The sequence below is a fragment of the Ferruginibacter lapsinanis genome (assembly GCF_020783315.1).
GTDB classification, from domain to species: domain Bacteria; phylum Bacteroidota; class Bacteroidia; order Chitinophagales; family Chitinophagaceae; genus Ferruginibacter; species Ferruginibacter lapsinanis.
The window spans coordinates 1,601,502-1,619,189 of the sequence record NZ_CP086063.1 but is presented as its reverse complement, the minus strand read 5'-3'; the positions used below and the strand labels follow the sequence as shown (position 1 = coordinate 1,619,189).

Here is a 17,688-nt window from a genome sequence, read left to right as displayed (position 1 = left end):
ATATTTTGTTTAGATAGGATTTTGATTCAATAACATCCAATAAAAACCGAGGTCTGAAATTCCTTTCATAAAGCCGTCGAAATCTACCGGTTTAACAATATAGCTGTTAGCTCCTAACTGATAAGCTTTTTCAATATCCGGACTCTCCTTTGAAGAAGTAAGTATCACAATCGGAATCCTTTTTGTTGAATCATTCAACTTTATATTCCTTAACACCTCAAGGCCATCAATTTTCGGCATTTTAAGGTCCAGCAAAATAACCTTAGGCATATTATTTATATTCCTTCCTTCAAACTCTCCTTTGCCAAAAAGAAAATCAATAGCGCTTGCTCCATCTTTTAAATGAATAAGATTATTGGCAAGTTTGTTTTTTCGAAGTGCACGAATAGTTAATTCTGCATCATTCATATTGTCTTCTACAAGCAATATCTCCACTTCTGAATTTTCTGCTAACATGGTGTTTGTTTTAGTGTGATTAATTTTCGGGGAGACTGAAATAAAAAACAGCCCCCTTTCCAACCTTTCCTTCAGCCCAAACTCTTCCTTTATGTTTATGTATTATACGCTGTACTATTGCAAGCCCCACTCCGGTTCCCGGAAATTCGTCGGCAGAATGTAAGCGTTGAAACACGCCGAAAAGTTTCCCGATATACTCCATATCAAAACCTACGCCATTATCGCTAACAGAATAAACTAAATCGTCTTTCTCTCTTTTACATCGTATTTCGACAATTGGATTTTTATTTTTTGCTGAATACTTTAAAGCATTAGAAATTAAATTAATCATAACATGTAACATCAATGTATAATCTGCCTTTACAGATATGAGATTATTATATTTTATTTGTGCCTGAATCTCTCCTGTTTGCTGAATCTCTTTGATCGCAGCTGTCACAAGGTCATTCATTTCAATAACAGACTTATTGATCTCTTTTCTGCCCAGCCTTGAAAAACTAAGCAGATCATCTATCAACACTCCCATCTTTTTTGCATTCCGCTGAACTTCCCCCAACAATCGCTTTCCTTCTTCATCAAATAAATGTTTATAATCTTCTTCTAGCATTCTTGCATAGCCATTCACTGCTCTTAAGGGAGCCCTCAAATCATGTGATACAGAGTAGGAAAAGGATTCAAGTTCTTCTGTTCGTTCTTTTACACGTGTTTCCAACTCTTCATTCAAAACCTTAATTTCTTCTTCAGCTTGTTTACGCTGTGTAATATCGGCACGTATTGCTACATATTGATAAGGCCTTCCTGCTTCATTTAAAAAAGGAACAATGGTTGTATCCACCCAATAAAAAGTTCCATCTTTAGCTTTATTCTTCAATTCTCCTCTCCATATTTTGCCATTGGCAATGGTCACCCATAAGTTGCGGATAAAGTCTTTGGGATGGTATCCGGAATTGATGATCCGATGATCCTGGCCAATCAATTCTTCATAGCTGAACTTGGATATTTTGCAGAAATTATAATTGGCGTATTTGATAATGCCTTTTTGATCTGTAATCGCTACTATCGATGATTCATTAAGTGCATATTTATAATCTGATATTTCTCTCAGACTTTTTTCCAAATTTTCCTCCGTCAATTTTCTCGATGTTATATCTGCCCTGATGGCAACATATTGATACGGTTTTTTTTGTTCATTCAAAAAAGGAATAATAGTTGTATCTACCCAGTAAAAACTACCATCTTTAGCTTTGTTTTTCAGTTCTCCTCTCCATATATTTCCATTCGCTATTGTTACCCATATCGTACGAATAAATTCTTTTGAGTGAAAACCGGAATTAATGATCCGATGATCCTGCCCAATCAGTTCTTCTCTGCTATATTGTGAAATTTTGCAAAAATTATCATTTACGTGATTGATGATCCCTTTATGATCGGTGATAGCTACGATAGAAGATTCATCCAGTGCATATTTGTAATCAGATATTTCTTTATAGGCGATGTTAAGTTCAGTGGTTCGTCTATCCTTTTCCTCATTTTGAATGAGGAGCACTTTATTTTCGTTATCAAGATCTTCCCTTGCATTTTGAAGACGCATCAGATCTGTTACATCCTGAACATTATGTATAATATAAATAACCTCACGTTTTTCATTAAAAACCGGCTTGTTATAAGGGCTCCAATACCGCTCTTCAAAAACTCCATCTGGTTTTCTGATATCATATTTTTGTACAGACATTGCATGTGGAATATGATTCTTTAAAACATAGTTCAACGAATTACGAAGATTAGATACACCGTCCGCAGTGGCATCATCCGGATTATCAGGAAAAACTTCAAATAGGTCTCTACCAATTATTTCCATGCGATCAGTCATCGTAGCAATAAGGTAAGCATTACTTGCCTCCACTATTCTTAGTTCCGGATTTAAAATCAAGTATAATCCTGGTGCTTCTTCAAAAAGTTTTTTAAAATCAATCATATCTATAAATTGATCTTGTTAAAAGGAAAGAAGGTACAAAAAAGAACTGTCTGATGAAATATAAAACAACAAAATCTGTGAAAAAACGCGGATTTATGAAAAAACAAATATTACTTATCAATAAAGGTCGTTTCATTTTCAGATAAGGTTTAAAGGTTAGGGTCTTTATTTGCTAAGATTAAAAAAGTACATTTTAGCCACTTTGTTTAACTTTAATAATAAGTATTAACGAAATTATTAAGCAAAAGTTGCAATAAAACACAACACTACGAAATTTATTTTCAATTCGGGTGATACTCATTCTGAGTCAACGAACTTATAGATGATAAGAATCAGTCATTGGTATGACAATTGTCCTTTATGACAACCTAGATTTAATATAGCTTGCCGATATTTAGCGTTATGAATCACATTGAATTACAGAAAAGATTAGGGAGTAAAATAAAGGCTTTAAGGAGCAAAAAGAACATGACCCAAAATGAGCTGGCAATCGAATGCGATTTTGAAAAAGCAAGTATGTCGAGAATAGAGTCGGGACAAACTAATCCAACCATCCGAACACTATATAAGATAAGTAAAGCACTTGATATCCCAATTACAGAATTTTTCAAGGATTAATGCTTACGATTGTTTTGCCAAAGTAGAAAGCGTACTACAAGCTTTAAAGCATTTCTTCGATACCCGATCATTTTTCTTTGTTTGACCTTTGTCAAGATACAATTGTTTCCAATCATTGAAACACATAATTTTCTATGGATGATCGTCTCATACTAATAAAGCTTGGTGAAAGAGTTAAAGAACTCAGGCAACTTAATAATATGACGCAGGCTGAACTGGCAATCAAATCTAATCTTGAAAAATCCAGAATATCGAGAATAGAGTCTGGTCAAATGAATTCAACCGTTTTCACCGTACACAAACTGAGTACCGCACTTGATGTGCATATAGCTGAATTATTTAAATGATCTCAGCTCCAGTTATTCCACCTTTATAAACACGATTATCTGCTTAGCAAAAAGACTTCTCAACTTTTAATCATGCACTATCTTGTCGTTTGATTAAATAATTGACTGCCGATACATTACACTTGCAATTTTATTTGTAGAAAGAGTTGTACACAAACATGCTTTTTTCTTCTACAAAAAAATATCTTTTGTATAAAGACTTTTGTAGTTCCAAGATAAAACCTTACCCTATGAACTGCATACTCTCATCTGTCGATATTGACAGTAATAAAAAGATACAACAAAATATCTTCCTCCCCCCTGTAAATACAAGTATTCAGGGCAATGCAATTGTTCCTTCATCATTAGGGTCTAAAGTGAAACTTAAAACTATTTTCTTTTGCCTAACAATACTTTGTCTATCGATAAAAATAGTAGCACAACCTATCGCTAATTTTTCGGCTAACGTTATAAGCGGTTGTGTACCGGTACTTGTGAAGTTTACAGATCAATCAACCGGTAATCCAAAAGAGTGGAAATGGAATTTGGGAAATGGTACACATTCGAATTTGCAAAATCCCTCTGCCACTTATTTTAACCCTGGAAAGTATACAGTTAAGCTAACTGTAAAAACAGGTAATAATATAGATTCTATTGTTAAACTACAATACATTACAGTTTATGGTGCTCCGCTTGTTAATTTCAATGCTGCCGCTACTGTAGGATGCTCTCCTTTCACTGTTAATTTTTCTGATGCGTCTATTGCCGGACCAGAAAGCATAAGTACCAGAGAGTGGGACTTTGGCGACGGAACTTTATCCTCACAACAAAACCCATCTCATACGTATACTTTAAAGGGTAATTACAATGTAACACTTAAAATAACAAATATAAACGGATGTATCGCCACATCAAGCAAAACCAATTTTATTAAAACACATACAGTAAAAGCAGATTTTTCAACTAAAACTCTTGCAACCTGTACGCCGAATAAAATTTTGTTTCAAAACCTTTCCAGCGGAACAGGAACAATCAGTTATTATTGGAGCTTTGGGGATGGCACTACCTCAACAATAAGTTCCCCTACACATACTTTCACCAACAGCGGAAATTATTCTGTTAAGCTTATTACATCAAATCAATATGGATGTACCGATTCAATCGTAAAAAATTTACAGGTACTCGATGCCGTTAGTGCTCAATTTTCGGGAGATAACCTGGAAAGTTGCAGACCACCTGTTCTTGTACATTTTAACAATAAAGAATTAGTGGACAATGGCTATTTATGGGATTTTGGTGATGGCTCAACTTCAAAATTCTCGAACCCAACACATGAATATAAAGACACAGGAACTTACACAATAAAATTAATCGTAAAAAATAATAATGGCTGCTCCGATTCGATAAAAAAAATAAACTATATAAAAATTAACCACCCTATCTTGACTTTTAATAATTTGCCCGATAGCGGTTGTCAATCGCTCACAAAAAAGTTAACTGTTGATATACTTAACAAAAATATGGTAAGTAGTTATTTGTGGAATTTTGGCGATGGAACAACTTCAACAGAAGAATCGCCTACACATACTTTCAGTAAACTTGGCTATCAAAACATTTCACTTATCAGCACTTCTGTAAACGGCTGCAAAGACACTGCTTATATGGACAATGCCATAAGAGTAACCACCAAACCTGTAGCCAATTTTTCAGCTGACATTCGTAATAGTTGCGCCAAAACAGCTATACAATTTACTAACCTTTCAACAGGTGGCGCAACGAGTTTTGAATGGAATTTTGGCGACTTTGGTGTTTCTAATGAAAAAGATCCAAAACATTCTTATAAAGATACCGGCTGGATGACTGTTCGTTTGGTAGCAATGAATGGGGGATGCACTGATACAATCGTCTTCAAAAAATATATTTACATAAAACCTGCTGTATCAAAATTTATGGGATCGATGAAATGTGAGGAGCCGTATGTAAGAACTTTTGTAAATCTTTCCAGAAACGCCACACGATTTTTATGGGATTTTGGCGATGGCACGACATCGACGGAAAATTCTCCGGCTCATACTTATCCAAGAAATGGCGATTTTGATGTAACGTTGTTTGTGTGGAACGACTCAACGGGTTGTGATCACTCATCTACAAAAGCTGCAAAAATACTCACTACCATTCCCTCATTCTCTGCATCCCGTACAGATGCCTGTAGAGATGAAAAGATATATTTTACAAGTCCACTCGACATGTCTGATGTATTTAATTTTTCCTGGAACTTTGGCGACGGAAGCAAACGAATTGACACCTCCAGTAACAAGGTTTGGCATATTTATAAAGAACCAGGCTTGTATACTGTAACGTTAACCACCACAAATATTCTAAACTGCAGAGACACATTAATAAAAACTAATTACATCAATATAACAGCACCAAAAGCGAATTTTGCAATTACAGATACAATTGTATGTGTTAATTCTCCTGCTCTTTTTGATGACAACTCTTCAAAAGGAGGAAACGCCGTTTTACAAAAATGGATATGGAACTATGGAGATGGCGTTATTGATACCCTAGGCAATCAATCTTTTATACATGCATTCAAAAGAGCAGGAAAATATCCCATATCCTTAAAACTGATTGACAGCAAAGGTTGCAGAGATTCTCTTGCAATTCCTTCTGCTATTCAGATCATAAAAGTGGATGCGAAATTCTCTTTATCAGATACTATTGCCTGCCCTAATTCTCCGGTAAAATTTACAGCTCCCGCCACCAATCCCGGCAATACTTATCTGTGGGATTTCGGCGATGGGAATACTTCAACTACCCAAACCCCCATACACAATTATTCTAATGAAGGATTATATACAGTTAAGTTATTTGTTAAAAATAGTAACGGATGTGAAGATTCCAGTAAAATAATAAATGCAATAAGAATTGCCCGAACCGTCGCAAATTTTAAAATGAGTGATTCTTTTCGTACCTGCCCTCCATTGATCATTCAGTTTACTAATTTCTCTGTTAATGCCAGAGAAGAATATTGGGACTTTGGTGATAACTCCTCCACTAACGTTCATAATCCCACACATTTTTATACTTACCCTGGAGTTTATACAGCCACTTTGTATTCAAAAGGACCGGGAGGTTGTATAGACACTATGCAGAAAAAAATAACAGTGACCGGCCCAAGGGGTACTCTTACCTATGACCCCTTAAGGTCATGTAAACCTTACGATGTTAATTTTAAAATTTCATCTACTGATGCGGTGTCATATATATGGGACTTTGATAATGGCAATACTTTAGCCAATAAAGACTCCATTATAAATTATCATTATCAGGATTCAGGAATTTTTATACCAAAAATAATTTTGATCGATAATGTCGGATGCAAAGTTCCCGTTGCCGGAAAAGATACAATAGTAAACGTATTTGCTGCTCCATCATTTAAATTTCCTAACAATATAATATGTACGCAAACCGATATAAATTTTACAAATACTACAATCACCAATGATATTATACTTACCTATTTCTGGGACTTCGGAGATAATACTACCTCTGCAGAAAAAAACCCGATACACCAATATAAAATACCTGGCTTATACTATCCCACATTAACAGTGACCACCCGCTTTGGATGTAGTGGACAATATCAAACACCGATACCAGTAAAAGTAGTTCCATCATCGGGTATAGAAATTCTATCGAATGGTAATGGATGCACCCCACTAACTGCGAAATTAAGTGGCTCTTCAACAGAAGAAGTTGCCTCATTTATTTCATGGCATTGGGACATGGGAAATGAAAAAACATCTGACTTACAAACTCCTCCCGATCAAGTGTACAATACAGCAGGAGTATACACAATAACACTTACAGCAATAAACAGTAATGGTTGTGCTAAAACGGTTCAAAAAGTTATTGAGGCTTATGCTACTCCTGTTATAAAAGTATCTCAAGACACACTCTTGTGTAGAGGGCAGGCTGTTACTTTACATGCCAGCGGGGCCTCAAAATATAGTTGGTTGTCTAACAGAGGCTTGATTAAAGATACTACTTCATCAATAACTACAATACCAGCTGTAAGTACTAAATATATTGTCACCGGAAGTTCATTGGAAGGTTGTAACGCCAACAGCAGTATCTCGGTAAATGTAAAACAACCATTGAGTATCACTTATAGCCAACCAGACAAATTGTGTTTTGGGCAAGCAAAACGTTTAGAAGCTAACGGAGCCGACAATTATGAATGGTCTCCTGCATATGGCTTGAGTTGCACAAACACAGCCAATCCTACAGCAAAGCCCGATAGTTCTATCACCTACAGGGTAATTGGCTCAGACGAAACGGGATGCTTTAAAGATACCGGTTATATAAAACTAACGGTATACCCTATGCCAACTGTAGAAGCCGGAGAAAACAAAACTGTAGTAGTTGGACAAAGTGTAACCATACAACCAAAAATATCGTCGGATGTTACTCAAGTAACATGGACACCACAAACAAATGTAATCAGCAGCTCTAATGATTTGCCCGCTTTAACAGTTAAACCAAAAGAAACAAGCCAATATACTGTTGAGGTTAAAAACAGAGGTGGTTGCAAAGCAACTGATAATGTCACAGTATTTGTTATTTGTAATGGCACCAATGTTTTTATGCCAAATCTTTTTACGCCCAACAGAGATGGTGTAAATGATATATTTTATCCGAGAGGGACAGGATTATACAAAATAAAAAATCTACGGATATTCAGCCGCTGGGGGGAAACCATTTTTGAAAAAAATAACTTCAACTCAAATGATGCTTCCTATGGCTGGGATGGAACTTTTAAAGGACAAAAATTAAATTCTGAAACATTTGTCTATACTATACAGATCGTTTGTGATAACAACGAAGTGTTAGATCTAAATGGAACGGTCTTTTTAGCCAATTAAATTTATTCTGTCAATTCAAATAAAAGAAACTGTGTTTTTTCGAGAAAATTAAAATTGTTATCCGCAACAAATAATAATGTTCGATGACCGTTGGGTAACAACGGACCAAAAGTTACTCCTTCAATATTATCAGTATAAATACCCAACGCATCCATATTTAACAATAACTTTTTTTCCGCAGGTATAAAATTGTTATTATTTTTCAAAGATGGGTTATCCATTATATCGGTAGCATTTTTGAGATCAGCTATAAATAATTTGATCGTACATGGCAACCTGCCAGTTGAGAAAGACCTTTCGATTACTAATAATTTATTATCACCGATAGATAGTATATCCGGTACCCCATTCACTTTAAATTCGTTTACAGGATTAGCCGGATAGGCAACAGGATCCAGCTTATAGGCGAACTGTTGTGTATTTTTTCTGTCGGCAACATCATATTTTAAAATCCTTATATAAGCATTATTATCTGTAACATCAGCTCTGGGGCCATCTTCATACAAAGGCTCTTCAACACTTACATATAAAGTTTTGTAATTATCTGCATATGTCAATCCTTCCAACACACCATTTTGTCTTGGTCCTTTTTCCGTTGACTGCATGATCAAATTATGAGGCAACGGAAAAGTGTCAATATATCTACCCTTAGATGAAATGATTGTAATAGCAGGGTTTTCTAAAACAATACCATCGGCCTTCACAATCCTTTCCCCTTCGCTGCTCCAAATCAACCGGTCGTTTTGAGCTTTATATCGAATCGCTTCCGGATCCGGAGCATGATACTTGTCTTGTTTATTATTGGGATATACGACGCCGTTAGATTGTAAAAGATATTCAACTCCTGCTAGCTGAATACTGTCAATTCCGTGTTGAGTAAGAAAGATATTTGCCGTGTAGAACCTAGCCGGATTGATCGCACTTCTGTCATCACTAATCAGATAGTACCTGTTATTGATCACATCATAATCAATGCCTGATAGACCACCAACCACAGTACTTTTATACGACAGATTATGTGGTAATGTATATTGTCCTAAAAATTTTACTGATGTAATGTCTGTGGCTATGGACGAAGACACAATTCTTTTTGTGTTACTACACGAAGTAGTAACACAAATAATAAAAAGAAACAGCCATTGCCTGATTGAAAACATTTAGCTAACAGATTAGCTATAAAGTTACATGGTGTTACTTACACCGCATCATAGATCACCACTTTATCCCAAAAGGTTCTAAAGTTCTCCAAAAATGCTTTGTGTACGGGATGGGTTTGGTACACATCATGCCCTGCCAGATCATTAAATAATACCAACAAAGAAAATGAATAACTACTATCTACAACCGGTCTGTTAATTGACGGTTCAGGAGTGCCTACATATATTGCCTGTGCAGTTTCTACACCGCATAATGATTCTAGTCCTTTTCTGAAATCTGCTTTTTGTCGTTCGGTTGTTTCGGCTTTAAGCCAAAAAAATACGTGATGAGTTAACATTGGAGTTATAAGTTTTAAGTAATAAGTTGGATGCAAAAGTAAGGCTTCGGATTTATTTATTTTCGTTAGGCTATGATATGTGTTGTTCTTTTTTGTCTGTCCATAAAATGATTTTAACAAAAAAATACCCCAGCGAAGGGCTGGGGTACAAATTATTAAAGTTGACTTATCATAATGATTTTATTTCAGTACACAAGTCCTGTAAAACTTTTTTAGCATCGCCAAATAACATGCTTGTTTTTGGCTGAAAGAATAGATCGTTTTCGATACCGGCATAACCAGGTTTCATACTACGTTTATTTACAATAACAGATTTAGCCTGTTCTACTTCCAAAATAGGCATACCATAAATTGGAGAAGCAGGGTCATTTTTCGCAGCAGGATTCACCACGTCGTTTGCACCCAATATCAATACAACATCAGTATTTTTAAATTCGTCATTTACCTCTTCCATTTCTTTCAACTTATCATAACTAACATCTGCCTCAGCCAACAATACGTTCATGTGACCAGGCATACGTCCTGCCACCGGATGAATAGCATAGGTAACTTCTACTCCTTTTTCTGTAAGGATTTTTTCCAACTCATGACAAACGTGTTGCGCTTGTGCGACCGCCAATCCATATCCCGGAACGATGATCACTTTACTTGCATAGCTCATTACAACCGCGGCATCACTTAAATTAATTTCTTTAACATGACCTTGTTCTTTACCACCTGCTGCTGCACCTCCAGCTTTGTTGCCGCCAAATGATCCGATCAATACATTCGCCAAAGAACGATTCATCGCTTTACACATTAACAAGGTTAACAATGTACCTGCAGCTCCTACCAGGATACCTCCGGTTAACATCACTTTGTTGTCATATAAAAATCCACCAAAAGCCGCTGCCACACCGGTGAAAGAGTTCAACAAAGAAATTACTACCGGCATATCTGCACCACCGATGGGCATTACAAATAGTACACCATATAATAAAGCCAACACTAAGATCACATAAATCAAAATGCTTGCGGTTGGATTTAAAACAAGATAAGTAGCTGCTGCTAATGCAACTGCCAAGAAGATAAGGTTAAGAATACTTTGACCAGGAAAACTGAGATCTTTTACCTTACCATTTAATTTACCCCAGGCGATCATACTACCAGCAAAGGATACACTACCAATCAACAGTCCTAGTGCTATGATAATTATTTTTCCGGTATGTCCGGTTGAAATACCTGACGCTGCAATTTCATGACTTAAATGATTAAACTCAACCAAAGAGATCAACGCCGCACAGGCACCACCCATACCATTAAAAAGGCTTACCATTTCAGGCATTGCCGTCATCTTAACTCTTTTAGCAGCTAAAGTACCTACCACACCTCCAATTGCTAAACCGGCAAATATCCAGATATAGTTACCCAGTTTTTGACCGTTATTTTCGTATAAAAATATAGTGCCGACAATCGCAACTGTCATACCAAAAGCAGCCACTAAGTTTCCCTTACGTGCTGTTGCCGGATTGGATAACATCTTAAGACCAAGTATAAAAGTGATTGATCCGATCAGGTAACAAATAGTTAATAAATTAAGTTCCATATAGTTTTAATAAAATTCGTTTTTTAAAATAGCTGAAAGCAAAAGGCATAAGACACAAAGCTTTCAGCTTTATGCTTTAAGCACTAAGCCTATTTTTTCTTCTTAAACATTTCAAGCATTCTATCCGTTACCACAAAACCTCCCACCACGTTCAGTGTTCCTAACACTACTGCTAAGAAACCTAAGATCAATGCTAGATAATTATCAGTAGGTGCCTGTCCCATTACGATGATAGCGCCGATAATAACAACACCATGTATTGCATTTGCACCACTCATTAGCGGAGTATGCAATACGCTTGGCACCCTGCCAATTACTTCTATCCCAACAAAGATCATCAATACTACTACGTAAATGATCTGTTGATTATCTGTGATCCATTGAAGAATATTTTCCATATTTATTTATTGTAATCTTTAAACTTAAATTAAACTTTTAATTCTGTCGTGAACCACTTCGCCACGTGTGGTAATGCATGAACCTTTTACCAGGTCATCTTCGAAATTCAGATTAACCTGTCCTTCTTTATCGATGATCAGTTGCAAGAAATTCAAAATATTCTTACCATATAATTTACTTGCATCACTGCTCATGGTACCAGCCAGTGAGGAATTGCCAACGATCGTAACACCGTTATGAGAAATGGTTTTATTATCCTGGCTTAGTTCTGTATTACCACCTGTAGATGAAGCAAGATCTATTATAACAGATCCATTTTGCATTGCTTCGATCATTTCTTTTGTAACCAATATCGGCGCTTTTCTTCCTTGTATTTGCGCTGTACATATCACAATATCAGCTTTAGCAACACTTTCAGCGATCTTCGCTTTCTGACGTTGCATAAATTCTTCCGTTTGTTCTACTGCGTAACCACCTGCTTTACTTGCATCGGCAGCTCCTTCAACTTCCACGAATTTTGCACCTAAACTCATTACCTCTTCTTTAACAGCAGGTCTGGTATCAAATACTTCGATCACAGCGCCTAAACGTTTTGCAGTAGCAATGGCTTGCAAACCGGCAACACCTGCACCCAATATCAATACTTTAGCCGGCTTAATACTACCCGCTGCAGTCATGAACATTGGAAAATATTTAGGAAATAATGTAGCAGATAATAATACCGCTTTGTAACCGGCAATATTTGCCTGACTACTTAATACATCCATGCTTTGTGCACGGGTAGTACGTGGTATCATATCTAAACTAAAAGTAGTGATCCCTTTAGTCGCCCATTCTTTCATTGTTGAAAAATTGAACAGCGGTTGGAAAGCTCCTAACACAACTGCACCCGGTTTTAATTTAGCAATATCTTCCGCAGGTAAACTGTTGATAGATAATACTATATCGGCAGTTTTTAAAACTTCATCGCGACTTGCGATCGTTGCGCCGGCCTCTGCGTATTTGTTATCTGCTGCAAAAGCACCTGCACCTGCTCCGGTTTCCACGGAAATGGATGTTTTCCATTTTTGTAAGGTTGCTAAATGCTCCGGCAATATAGATACTCTCGTTTCTGGGGCTGCGTCTTTTAATACACCTACTATCATAAGCAAAAATAATTGCCGCGAAGGTAGTAAAAAATCAATAGATGATGCTAAAGTGCTGCTTTGCCTTGATACTGGTATTTATGCAAACGATGCCGACAAAAAAAAGATCTATTGTCAAGGTTACGGCAGGGTGCTGTTGAATTTCAGTCCAGGCTTCTTCCATTTCCTTACTCCAGTGAATATCGTCGAAAACGAGAATAGTTGAGGGAGTTGATAAGTTAAGGAATTTAGTAAAATAATCAAGAGTCGGCTCTTTTCTATGATTCCCATCAACAAATGCAAAATCAATTTGTTGAAGTTGATCAAAAAGCGTTGGAAGTGTTTTGGTAAAATCCCCTTCTACAACTTCAATATTATCAAAATTCAAGATATCAAAATTTCGTTTTGCAACAGATGCGATTTCTTTTGCTCCTTCGCAGGTGTAAACACGTGCAGATGTATTTCCTGAAGCTAAGTATGAAGTGGTAACTCCTAAAGAGGTACCTAATTCAATGATTGTTTTAGGCTGATAATATTGCACCATTCTATATAATAGCTGTGCATATTTTTTGGGTTTCAAGGAAGAGGCTGCAATATCGCTTAGCATCCGCTGATTGGATTTGATAACAGTTGAACCTGCACCAAAATCTTCTACTTGAATTATCCTTTTGTTTAATAGTAATTCTTTTCGAATAGCTTCAATTTTAGTATAACAATCGTATTGTTTTTTATCTCTTAATACATTTTTGATAAAATCGAAAACAAATGGCGAGTGAACACCATGGCCTTTACCGTTGGACGCAGTAAGACGGTAGTTCAGGTATTTTTTTGCAAGTTGAAAAGAGGAATACAATTAAAAAGTAAAAATTAAAAATTAAAAATTAAAAATTATTTACGTACCAGAATCTGAAAGGAATAATCATATAGATGCTTTTCATCTTTTTTGAAATCTTCTTTAGAGACAAGCTCCCATTGTGCCTGATCTAATTCAGGAAAGAAAGTATCTCCGTCAATCCTGGTATGGACCCTGGTTAAATATATCTTATCTGCGATACCTAGAGACTGTTTATATATCTCTCCGCCACCGATGATGAATATTTCTTTACAGTTAGTTGCCTCGGCTTTTTTCAAGGCATCCTGCAGATCTTTTGCAACAATTGTATCTTCAGCCTGCCAGTTATCTTGTCTTGTTATAACAATATTTATTCTTCCTTTTAAAGCTTTACCCATGCTTTCAAAAGATTTACGCCCCATTATTACCACAGAACCCCAGGTCGTATTTTTGAAAAAACGCATGTCATTAGGTAAATGCCAGAGCAATTGGTTGTCTTTTCCAATGGCATTATTTTCTGAGGCGGCTACTACGAAGCTGATGGTCATATTAAATTAAAGAATTAAAGAATGAAAAATGCAGGAATGAAATATTCAAGCTACCAAAACCACTAAAAAGATAAGGATCGTATAACGTTCCGTCATCCCTTACTTCTTTCATTTACTACACCGCTACCGGTGCTTTGATAGCAGGATGTGATTGGTAATTGAGCAACTCAAAATCTTCAAACTTGAAATCAAAAATATCTTTTACTGCAGCATTAATTTTCATTTGAGGTAGAGGGAATGGCGTGCGGCTCAATTGTAATTCAGCCTGTTCAAAATGATTGCTATATAAATGTGTGTCTCCTCCTGTCCAGACAAATTCTCCAACTCCCAAATCACACACTTGTGCGATCATCATAGTAAGCAAAGCATATGACGCAATATTGAAAGGCACACCAAGAAATACATCTGCAGAACGCTGATATAGTTGACAAGAAAGTTTGCCTCTCTGTTCCCCCTTTAGGATGTTAGGGGGGGCAACATAGAATTGAAACAAACAATGACAAGGCATTAATTTCATTTCCGGCAAGTCAGCAACATTCCATGCACTTACGATCATTCTCCTGCTATCGGGATTTGTTTTTATTGTATGAATTAACTCAGCGATCTGGTCAACTACCTTACCATCCTTTCCTTCCCAACTACGCCATTGTTTCCCATACACTGGACCAAGATCGCCATTCTCATCTGCCCACTCATCCCATATCTTTACATTGTGTTCTTTTAAATAACCAATGTTCGTATTGCCTTGCAAAAACCACAACAATTCGTAAATAATACTTTTTAAATGACATTTTTTTGTTGTCACCAACGGAAACCCTTCTTCTAAATTAAATCGCATTTGATACCCAAATACGCTACGTGTACCAGTTCCGGTACGATCATTTTTATCGGTGCCGGTTTCTATAATATGTTTTAAAAGATGTAAGTATTGCTGCATATCTGCAAAATAAGTGAAAAGTGAAAAGTGTATGGTGAAAAGTTATTAAGACTGGCAAAATGAAAAGTGAAAAATGAAAAAATTATTGAGACTGAGACCTTTGTTGCAACTTTGGGGAATGAATATAATTATAAGACAAGCAGTTAAAGAAGATTGTGCCGCAATGATGCTATTAGTAAACGAATTAGCCGTTTATGAGAATGCGCCAAATGAAGTAACGATCGATTTTGATCATTTTGTCGAAAGCGGTTTTGGATCAAATCCTGTCTGGTGGGCTTTGGTAGCCGAAGTAGATGGTGTGATTAAAGGTTTTGCATTGTGGTACATCCGATTCAGCACCTGGAAAGGTCAGCGAATGTTTTTGGAGGATCTTTTGGTAACCGAACATATGAGGGGTAAAGGCATTGGCAGGTTATTGTTTGATGAATTGATCAAGGTAGCAAAAGAAAAAAAATACAGTGGTATAGCCTGGCAGGTATTGGATTGGAATGAACCTGCTATTAATTTTTATAAGAAATTGGGTGATGTAAGTTTTGATGGTGAATGGGTGAACTGTGCATTATCTGTATAGATTTCTCAATTTCGTTTCAAAAAAAGTTTAATAGTAGTACAAAAGATGAAAGGATTGTGACACAACGATGATGCCACAAGGCTCAAATGCTGGTATTTAAATATATAACATAAAAATTGCATTCGAATTTTCGGGCAAATGCAATACCTTCGCAGTCCAATTCGTAAATTACAAATCAATATTTTCCATGGCAAAAATTAAAGTAACCAACCCGGTTGTAGAACTAGATGGCGATGAAATGACCAGAATTATCTGGAAATTTATTAAAGACAAATTAATACTTCCTTATTTAGAAGTTCCTATTCAATATTTTGACCTTGGTATGGAGCATAGAGATGCTACAAATGACCAGGTTACTATCGATTCTGCGAATGCGATCAAAGCATGTGGCGTAGGTATCAAATGTGCCACTATTACACCCGATGAAGCCCGTGTGAAAGAATTTAATTTGAAACAAATGTGGAAATCTCCCAACGGAACTATCCGTAATATTTTGGATGGCACTGTTTTTCGTGAACCAATTGTTATGCAAAATGTACCACGTTTGGTAACAAACTGGACTGCGCCTATCATCGTTGGTCGTCATGCATTTGGTGATCAATATAGGGCAACCGATACCGTTATTAAAGGCAAAGGTAAATTAACCATGACCTTTACTCCGGAAGGTGGAGGTGAAGCTCAAACTTTTGAAGTGTACAACTACAAAGGCGATGGCGTTGCAATGTGTATGTATAATACAGACGAAAGTATCTATGGTTTTGCAAGAAGCTGTTTTAACATGGCTTTGAGCAAAAAATGGCCTTTATATCTTTCTACAAAAAATACCATTCTTAAAAAATACGACGGACGGTTTAAAGATATTTTTGAAGAAGTATATCAAAATGAATTCAAAGCAAGTTTCACTGCTGCAGGTATTGTGTACGAACATCGTTTGATTGATGACATGGTTGCCAGCGCATTAAAATGGAATGGCAATTTCGTTTGGGCTTGCAAAAACTATGATGGTGATGTACAAAGTGATACAGTTGCACAAGGTTTTGGTTCATTAGGTTTAATGACCTCAGTACTGGTTACTCCTGATGGAAAAACGATGGAAGCAGAAGCTGCACATGGTACCGTTACCCGTCACTTCAGAGAACACCAGGCAGGTAAACCTACTTCTACCAACCCAATTGCTTCGATCTTTGCATGGACAAGAGGTTTGGCTTTTCGTGGTAAACTAGATAACAACCAACCATTAATTGATTTTTGTAATGCACTGGAAGCTGTTTGTATCGAAACAGTTGAGAGCGGTAAAATGACAAAAGATCTTGCGGTTTGTATCCATGGCAATAAAGTAAATCATGGTGAACATTATTTATACACTGAAGAATTTTTAGATGCTATCGATGCTAATTTAAAGGCAAAAATGGGATTATAAAATTTCGAAATAATACTATAATAAAAAAAGCCCCGGCATATGTCGAGGCTTTTTTTATTACTTAATGTTTTCTTCTGCAGATTATAAAATAAGTATCAGTATCAAAAGAATGATGACAATAGCCCCTATTGACAGATAAACCCCTTGGTTACTGCTGGCCTGCGCCTGCATTTCTTTCAGTTCCTTTTTAAGTGATTTTCTCTCAGCTGTAGTAAGATTGGTCTTATCCATATTCTGAATTTCCGTTACTCTTTGTATAATATGTGCTGCAAGTTTAACGTCTGCTGCACTATCGCTCAAAGGTGTAGAAACATTGCTGTTATGCATTGCATTAGATGTAACCGGAATAGCAAGAGCAATGATAAAGCTTACAGCCATTGCTTTAAAAAAATTAGTGATTTTCATGATTTAAATTTTTGAGATGAAAAGATGTATTATAGTATTTAAAATTTATTTTGTGCTGGACTCTGA

At 36.3% G+C, this 17,688-nt stretch carries 16 protein-coding genes; 5 read left to right on the top strand and 11 right to left on the bottom strand.

Features of this window, described 5'->3' with window-relative positions; genetic code table 11:
- Positions 1-9: 9 nt before the first annotated feature.
- Entirely contained in the window at positions 10-456 is a 447-nt protein-coding gene (locus LK994_RS07055; RefSeq protein WP_229762193.1) for a response regulator, read from the bottom strand.
- Between the two features lie 19 nt (positions 457-475).
- A complete protein-coding gene (locus tag LK994_RS07050; protein ID WP_229762192.1) occupies positions 476-2,431 on the bottom strand; it encodes a PAS domain-containing sensor histidine kinase in 1,956 nt (651 codons plus the stop codon).
- Between the two features lie 402 nt (positions 2,432-2,833).
- Between LK994_RS07050 and LK994_RS07045 the strand changes: the two genes are divergently transcribed.
- The 3 genes from LK994_RS07045 to LK994_RS07035 all read left to right on the top strand — a co-directional run bounded on the left by LK994_RS07045 (position 2,834) and on the right by LK994_RS07035 (position 8,306).
- Positions 2,834-3,049, top strand: coding sequence for a helix-turn-helix domain-containing protein (locus LK994_RS07045; protein WP_229762191.1), 216 nt, complete (start codon positions 2,834-2,836; stop codon positions 3,047-3,049).
- Positions 3,050-3,183: 134 nt separating this feature from the next.
- On the top strand, positions 3,184-3,396 hold the full coding sequence (locus tag LK994_RS07040) for a helix-turn-helix domain-containing protein (RefSeq protein WP_229762190.1): 213 nt from the start codon (positions 3,184-3,186) through the stop codon (positions 3,394-3,396).
- Between the two features lie 230 nt (positions 3,397-3,626).
- On the top strand, positions 3,627-8,306 hold the full coding sequence (locus tag LK994_RS07035) for a PKD domain-containing protein (RefSeq protein ID WP_229762189.1): 4,680 nt from the start codon (positions 3,627-3,629) through the stop codon (positions 8,304-8,306).
- A gap of 2 nt (positions 8,307-8,308) precedes the next feature.
- Here LK994_RS07035 and LK994_RS07030 read toward each other — a convergent pair whose 3' ends face one another.
- The 8 genes from LK994_RS07030 to LK994_RS06995 all read right to left on the bottom strand — a co-directional run bounded on the left by LK994_RS07030 (position 8,309) and on the right by LK994_RS06995 (position 15,226).
- Positions 8,309-9,463 (bottom strand): esterase-like activity of phytase family protein, encoded by a 1,155-nt coding sequence (locus LK994_RS07030; RefSeq protein WP_229762188.1) that lies wholly within the window; start codon positions 9,461-9,463, stop codon positions 8,309-8,311.
- 38 nt (positions 9,464-9,501) lie between these two features.
- Positions 9,502-9,801, bottom strand: coding sequence for a Dabb family protein (locus LK994_RS07025; RefSeq protein ID WP_229762187.1), 300 nt, complete (start codon positions 9,799-9,801; stop codon positions 9,502-9,504).
- A 169-nt stretch (positions 9,802-9,970) separates the two neighbouring features.
- On the bottom strand, positions 9,971-11,386 hold the full coding sequence (locus tag LK994_RS07020) for an NAD(P)(+) transhydrogenase (Re/Si-specific) subunit beta (RefSeq protein WP_229762186.1): 1,416 nt from the start codon (positions 11,384-11,386) through the stop codon (positions 9,971-9,973).
- 89 nt (positions 11,387-11,475) lie between these two features.
- Positions 11,476-11,784 carry an NAD(P) transhydrogenase subunit alpha gene (locus tag LK994_RS07015; protein WP_229762185.1) on the bottom strand — a complete coding sequence of 103 codons (309 nt, stop codon included), beginning with the start codon at positions 11,782-11,784 and terminating at the stop codon, positions 11,476-11,478.
- A 24-nt stretch (positions 11,785-11,808) separates the two neighbouring features.
- Positions 11,809-12,930, bottom strand: coding sequence for a Re/Si-specific NAD(P)(+) transhydrogenase subunit alpha (locus LK994_RS07010; RefSeq protein WP_229762184.1), 1,122 nt, complete (start codon positions 12,928-12,930; stop codon positions 11,809-11,811).
- A 34-nt stretch (positions 12,931-12,964) separates the two neighbouring features.
- A complete protein-coding gene (locus LK994_RS07005; RefSeq protein ID WP_229762183.1) occupies positions 12,965-13,762 on the bottom strand; it encodes an O-methyltransferase in 798 nt (265 codons plus the stop codon).
- Between the two features lie 35 nt (positions 13,763-13,797).
- On the bottom strand, positions 13,798-14,289 hold the full coding sequence (locus LK994_RS07000; RefSeq protein WP_229762182.1) for a dihydrofolate reductase: 492 nt from the start codon (positions 14,287-14,289) through the stop codon (positions 13,798-13,800).
- 115 nt (positions 14,290-14,404) lie between these two features.
- Positions 14,405-15,226 (bottom strand): thymidylate synthase, encoded by an 822-nt coding sequence (locus LK994_RS06995; protein ID WP_229762181.1) that lies wholly within the window; start codon positions 15,224-15,226, stop codon positions 14,405-14,407.
- A 73-nt stretch (positions 15,227-15,299) separates the two neighbouring features.
- Here LK994_RS06995 and LK994_RS06990 point away from each other — a divergent pair, with 73 nt between their 5' ends.
- Positions 15,300-15,797 (top strand): GNAT family N-acetyltransferase, encoded by a 498-nt coding sequence (locus LK994_RS06990; RefSeq protein WP_229762180.1) that lies wholly within the window; start codon positions 15,300-15,302, stop codon positions 15,795-15,797.
- A 187-nt stretch (positions 15,798-15,984) separates the two neighbouring features.
- Positions 15,985-17,217: an isocitrate dehydrogenase (NADP(+)) gene (locus tag LK994_RS06985; protein ID WP_229762179.1), complete on the top strand. Its 1,233-nt coding sequence runs from the start codon at positions 15,985-15,987 to the stop codon at positions 17,215-17,217.
- A gap of 81 nt (positions 17,218-17,298) precedes the next feature.
- On the opposite strand, the gene LK994_RS06980 is transcribed toward LK994_RS06985, so the two are convergent.
- The gene (locus tag LK994_RS06980; RefSeq protein ID WP_229762178.1) at positions 17,299-17,622 is read right to left on the bottom strand and encodes a hypothetical protein; all 324 of its coding nucleotides are present in this window, start codon (positions 17,620-17,622) and stop codon (positions 17,299-17,301) included.
- Positions 17,623-17,688: the final 66 nt, after the last annotated feature.